This window comes from Streptomyces oceani (assembly GCF_001751245.1).
GTDB lineage: Bacteria > Actinomycetota > Actinomycetes > Streptomycetales > Streptomycetaceae > Streptomyces > Streptomyces oceani.
In genome coordinates, this window is sequence record NZ_LJGU01000160.1 from 16,234 (window position 1) to 22,699 (window position 6,466).

Annotated in this window: 1 protein-coding gene and 2 pseudogenes; all 3 read right to left on the minus strand. The window is 74.0% G+C overall.

All coding sequences use genetic code 11. The features are described 5' to 3' along the window. Positions 1-384 (minus strand): acyltransferase domain-containing protein (locus AN216_RS29485; RefSeq protein WP_170843225.1); only part of this gene is annotated, 384 nt, incomplete at its 3' end. 24 nt (positions 385-408) lie between these two features. Continuing rightward, positions 409-888: pseudogene (locus tag AN216_RS31340) on the minus strand (ketoacyl-synthetase C-terminal extension domain-containing protein); the annotation flags it as partial. Then, positions 797-6,466 (minus strand): annotated as a pseudogene (locus AN216_RS30530) (SDR family NAD(P)-dependent oxidoreductase); the annotation flags it as partial. The pseudogenes AN216_RS31340 and AN216_RS30530, both read right to left, overlap by 92 nt.

Sequence of the window (6,466 nt, forward strand, 5' to 3'; positions counted from 1 at the left end):
ATGCCCCAACAACACATCCGGCCGCACACCCCACGACTCCACCAACCGGAACAACGCCACCTCGAACGCGAACAACGCCGGCTGCGTCACCCCCGTCTCACCCAGACCGTCCCCAGCCTCCACGTCCTCCCCGAACACCACATCACGCAACGGACGGTCCAACTCCCCATCCAACCGCGCGCACACCTCATCAAAGGCATCCGCGAACACCGGGAACGCGGCATACAACTCCCGCCCCATCCCCCACCGCTGCGCACCCTGACCCGCGAACACAAAACCAACCCGCCCATCCACCACCGAACCCGACACCACACCCACACCACCACGCCCCTCAGCCACCAACCCCAAACCCGCCACCAACTCATCCCGCGAACCACCCACCACCACCGCACGATGCTCAAACCGCGAACGCCGCGTCGCCAACGCGTGTCCGACCATGGCCGGCGCCACGTCCGTCGCCGCGCCCAGGTGGTCCCGGAGGCCGGCGGCGACCGCACGCAGCGCCTCCGGGGTACGGCCGGAGAGGGCCAGCGGCACGGTACGCGTCGCCCGGCCATCCGGCGCGGTCTCGCGCGCGTCCCGCTCGTCGGGGCGCACGTCGTCCCGGGAGTCCGGCATCGGCGGCTCCGCCAGGATGACGTGCGCGTTGGTGCCGCTGAGGCCGAACGAGGACACACCCGCCCGACGCACCCGCCCACCCTCGCCGTCCCCACCCAAGACAGCCGGCCACTCCCGCGCCTCGGTCANTCGCCAACGCGTGTCCGACCATGGCCGGCGCCACGTCCGTCGCCGCGCCCAGGTGGTCCCGGAGGCCGGCGGCGACCGCACGCAGCGCCTCCGGGGTACGGCCGGAGAGGGCCAGCGGCACGGTACGCGTCGCCCGGCCATCCGGCGCGGTCTCGCGCGCGTCCCGCTCGTCGGGGCGCACGTCGTCCCGGGAGTCCGGCATCGGCGGCTCCGCCAGGATGACGTGCGCGTTGGTGCCGCTGAGGCCGAACGAGGACACACCCGCCCGACGCACCCGCCCACCCTCGCCGTCCCCACCCAAGACAGCCGGCCACTCCCGCGCCTCGGTCAACAACCGCACCCCACCAGCCGACCAATCCACCCGCGAGGACGCCTCACCCACATGCAACGTCGCCGGCAACACCCCATACCGCAACGCCAACACCATCTTGATAACCCCAGCCACACCCGCGGCCGCCTGCGTATGCCCCAGATTCGACTTCACCGACCCCAACCACAACGGCGACTCCACACCCCGACCCGCGCCATACGTCGCCAACAACGCCTGCGCCTCGATCGGATCACCCAGCGACGTCCCCGTCCCATGCGCCTCCACCACATCCACATCACCCGGCACAAGCCCACCCTGCGCCAACGCCTCCCGAATCACCCGCTGCTGCGACGGACCGTTCGGCGCCGTCAGACCATTCGACGCACCATCCTGGTTCACCGCCGAACCACTCACCACCGCCAACACCGGATGCCCGCCACGCCGCGCGTCCGACAACCGCTCGACCGCGAGGACACCCACACCCTCGGACCAGCCGGTGCCGTCCGCGTCGTCCGCGAACGCCTTGCACCGCCCGTCCGCCGCCAACCCGCCCTGCCGGCTGAACTCGATGAACGCGCCCGGCGTGGACATCACCGTCACGCCGCCCGCCAGCGCCAGGTCACACTCCCCCGACCGCAGGGCTCCCACCGCCCAGTGCAGCGCCACCAGCGAGGACGAGCACGCCGTGTCCACCGTCACCGCCGGACCCTCCAGGCCCAGCGTGTACGCGATCCGCCCGGAGGCCACGCTCGCGGAGTTGCCGGTGCCGATGTAGCCGGCGAAGTCCTCGGTGGCGGCGGCGAGCAGGTTCGGATAGTCCTGCCCGTTGGTGCCGACGAACACGCCCGTACGGCTGCCGCGCAGGCTGCTCGGCGCGATGCCGGCGCGCTCCACGGCCTCCCAGGAGGTCTCCAGCAACAGCCGCTGCTGCGGGTCCATCGCCAGCGCCTCACGCGGCGACACCCCGAAGAAGCCCGCGTCGAAGCTGTCAACGTCCCGCAGGAAGCCGCCGACCTCGGTGACACTGGTCCCCTCGCGCCGGCCGCTGGGGTCGTACAGCGACTCCAGGTCCCAGCCGCGGTCCACCGGGAAGGCGGCCATGCCGTCCTCGCCCGCGCTGAGCAGTCGCCACAGGTCCTCGGGCGTACGCACGTCTCCCGGGAAGCGGCAGCTCATGCCGACGATCACGATCGGGTCCTGGTCCACCTCCGCGCGCGCCGGCGCCGGGCCCCCCGGAGCAGCGCCGATGTCGGCGCTGCTGCCCAGGAGTTCGGCGTGCAGGAAGCGGCCGAGCGCCAGCGGCGTGGGGTGGTCGAAGACGACGGTGGCCGGCAGCGGTATACCGGTGTCGGCGCCGAGGGCGTTCCGCAGTTCCACCGCGATCAGCGAGTCGACACCGAGGTCCCGGAAAGCCCGGTCGGTCGCGACGGAGGCGGCGTCCGGATAGCCGAGAACGGCGGCGGCCCGCTCGCGTACGACCTCCAGCAGTTCGCGCTGCTGGTCCTCCTCCGTCCGGCCGGCGAGCCGGCCGCGCAGCGAGGCGGAGTCCGGTCGGCGATCGGTGCCAGCGGACTGGCCGGCACCACCGTCCGTGCCGGCGGACGGGACGCACACCTCGCCCAGCAGCGGACTGGGCCGGGCCGCGGAGAAGGCCGGGCCGAAGCGCGGCCAGTCGATGTCGGCGATCAGCCCCGTGGGCTCCGGCGCGACGGCCGCCACCCGCAGCGCGGCCAGGGCCGTGTGCGGTGCGAGGGGGCGTACCCCGCCGCGCTGCTGGCGCTCGGCGAGCCGGCCGTCACCAGCCATGCCCTCGCCCTCCCAGGGGCCCCAGGCCAGCGAGGTGGCGGGCAGGCCCTCGACGGCACGGCGTTCCGCGACGGCGTCCAACAGGGCGTTGGCGGCGGCGTAGTTGGCCTGACCCGCGGAGCCGACCGTGCCGGCGTACGAGGAGAACAGCACGAAGGCCGACAGCTCCCGGTCCCGGGTCAGCTCGTCCAGCAGGAGGGCGGCTGCCTTGGCCCGGAAGACGGCGGCGAAGCGGTCCGGGGTGAGGGCGTCGAGCACGCCGTCGTCGAGGGCGCCGGCGGTGTGGATGACGGCGTCGACCGGGTGCTCGGCGAGCAGCGCGCCGAGGGCGTCCCGGTCCGCGATGTCGCAGGGCGCCACGGTGACCTCGGCGCCGGCCGCGCGCAGTTCGGCGGTCAGCTCGGCCGCGCCCGGGGCGTCCGGGCCGCGTCGGCTGGTCAACAGCAGGTGATCGGCGCCGTGTTCGGCCGCCCAGCGGGCTACCTGGGCGCCGAGCGCGCCGGTACCGCCGGTGATCAGCACGGTACCGGCGGGGGTCCAGCCGGCGTGCTCGCCGCTCGCTGGAACCGTGCCGCGACCCGTCGTCGCGGCGTGTCGCGCCAGCCGCCGCCCGTACACGCCGGAGCCCCGTACGGCGACCTGGTCCTCGCCCGCGCCGGCGAGCACGGCGGCGAGCCGGACGAGCGTACGGCGGTCGAGTCGCGCCGGCAGGTCGACCAGCCCACCCCAGCGGTCCGGGTGTTCCAGCGCCGCGACCCTGCCCAGGCCCCACACGGCGGCCTGCGCCGGATCCGGCGCGGCGTCGGAACGGCCGGTGCTGACGGCGCCGTTGGTCAGGGCCCACAGCGGGGCGGTCAGCTGGGCGTCCCCGAGCGCCTGTACGAGGGTGCTGGTGGCCGGTACGCCGGCCGGCACCTGGTCAGCGCCGCCCTCGGCCAGGGCGAGCAGGGACAGCACGCCCACGACGGGCTGCCCCGCGGTGGCGTCCGGGCCGGTGGTGTCGGGACCGGCGGTGTCCGACTCGCCGGCATCCGACTCGCCGCGCACGGTTCGGTGCAGCAGTTCCGCGAGCGCGTCCCGTTCGATGTCCGGAGCGACCTCCAGTCGCTCCAGGGTGGCGCCGTGCGCGGCCAGGCCGTGGGTGAGCGTCTCGTGCCAGCCGGTGTCCTCGGCGGCCGAGTCCGCCGGCAGTACGAGCAGCCAGCGACCGGTCAGCCGTACCCGTTCCCCCGACAGTCCGGACAACGGCTTCCAGGTCGTGCGGTAGCGCCGGCTCTCGGTCGCCGTACGGTCCTGCTGTCGGCGGCGCCAGGCGGACAGCGCGGGAAAGGTCTCGCGCCAGGATGTGTCCTGGTCGATCCCCAACTCGTCGGTGAGCGCGGTGATGTCCTCGCGCTCGATCCAGTCCCAGAAGCGCTCGTCGAGCAGGTCCCGCGCGCCCTCGGCTAGTTCCGGTGCCGAGGTGCCGCTGCCGGGCAGCCAGTAGCGGCTGCGTTGGAAGGCGTACGTCGGCAGCGCGACCGTACGAGCGCCGGGCAGCAGGGCCCGCCAGTCGGGCGCGAGACCGTCGAGGTGCAGTTGGCCGACGGCGGTCAACAGGCTGTGCGCCTCGGGGCGTTCGCCGCGCAGCAGTGGGACGAAGGCGGGGGCCGCCGCGCCGGCGTCGGGTTCCGTGGCCGTGCCGTGGTCGGCGGTCGGGTCCAGGCAGGACTGTGCCATGGCGGTGAGGGTGCCGTCCGGGCCGATCTCCACGAAGCGCGCCACCTCGTGCTCGGTCAGCCCGCGCACGCCGTCGGCGAAGCGCACCGCCTCCCGCACGTGCCGCACCCAGTACTCCGGGTCGGTCAGCTCCTCGACGGTCGCCAGCTCACCGGTGACGTTGGAGACCACCGGCAGCGACGGACGCTCATAGGTCACCCGCTCGGCCACCCGGCGGAAGTCCGCCAGCATCGGCTCCATCAACGGCGAATGGAACGCGTGCGAGACCGACAACCGACGCGTACGCGCACCCTCACCACGGAGATGCTCCGCGATCTCGGTGACCGCGGCCTCCACACCGGAGACCACCACCGACCGCGGACCGTTGACCGCCGCCAGACTCACCTCATCCGCGCGGCCCGCCAGCAACGAAGCGACCTCGGCCTCCGAGGCCTCGATCGCCACCATCGCACCGTCACGCGGCAACGCCTGCATCAACCGCCCCCGCGCCGCCACCAGCGCACACGCGTGCGGCAGGGACCACACACCCGCCACATACGCCGCCGTCAGCTCCCCGATCGAATGCCCCAACAGCACATCCGGCCGCACACCCCACGACTCCACCAACCGGAAAAGCGCCACCTCGAACGCGAACAACGCCGGCTGCGTCACCCCCGTCTCGTTCAGGCCACCCTGGGCCTCCACGTCCTCCCCGAACACCACATCCCGCAACGGCTGTTCGAGCGCCTTCGCGAATCCGGCGCACACCTCGTCGAAGGCATCCGCGAACACCGGGAACGCGGCGTACAACTCCCGCCCCATCCCCAACCGCTGCGCACCCTGACCCGCGAAGAGGAAGGCCGTCCTGCCCTCCGCCCGCTCCGTGCCGCGTGCCAGGTCCGGGTGCTGCTCGCCGGCCGCCAGCGCGGACAGCCGCGTCATCAGCTCCGCCCGGTCGGCGCCCCACAGCATCGCGCGTCGCGGCAGCGCGGTACGGGTGCTCGCCAACGACCAGGCCAGGTCACGTACGTCCAGCTCCGGCCGGGCTTCGAGGTGAGCCAACAGCCGGGTCGCCTGCGCCCGCAGCGCGGCATCGTCCCCGGTGGACACGGCCGACACGGTCCACGGCACCAGGGGAAGCACGGGTGTCCCAGCCCGCACCGGGCCGTCGGCGCCGTCCTGGGCGGCCTCGCCCGCCGGCTCCGGTGCGGGCTCGGTTGGGGCCTGCTCCAGGATGGTGTGCGCGTTCGTGCCGCTGACGCCGAACGCCGACACGGCGGCCCGGCGCGGCCGTACGGTCGGTGCCGCGGCGGCTTCCGAACCGTTCGCACCGTCGGCGCCCTCAGCGTCCCCGGCCGCGGTCGTGTCCGGGCCCACGCCCGACTCCGTACGCGGCCAGTCACGCGCCTCGGTCAGCAGCCGTACGTTCCCCGCCGACCAGTCGACGTGCGAGGACGGCCGCTCGGCGTGCAGGGTGCGGGGCAGCACGCCGTGTTGCAGCGCGAGCACCGTCTTGATGACGCCGACGACCCCGGCGGCGGCCTGGGTGTGCCCCAGGTTGGACTTGGCGGAACCGAGCCACAGGGGGTGTTCCCGCTGGGCGCCGTAGGTGGCCAGCAGCGCCTGCGCCTCGATCGGGTCGCCGAGGGCCGTACCGGTGCCGTGCGCCTCGACGGCGTCCACCTCACCCGGGGCGAGCCCGGCGGAGGCGAGGGCGCTCCAGATGACCCGCTGCTGGGAGGGGCCGTTGGGCGCGGTCAGCCCGTTGGAGGCGCCGTCCTGGTTGACCGCCGAGCCGCGTACGACCGCCAGCACCGGGTGCCCGTTCGCCCGCGCGTCGGACAGCCGCTCCACCAGCAGCATCCCGGCGCCCTCGGCCCAGCCGGTGCCGTCCGCGTCGTCCGA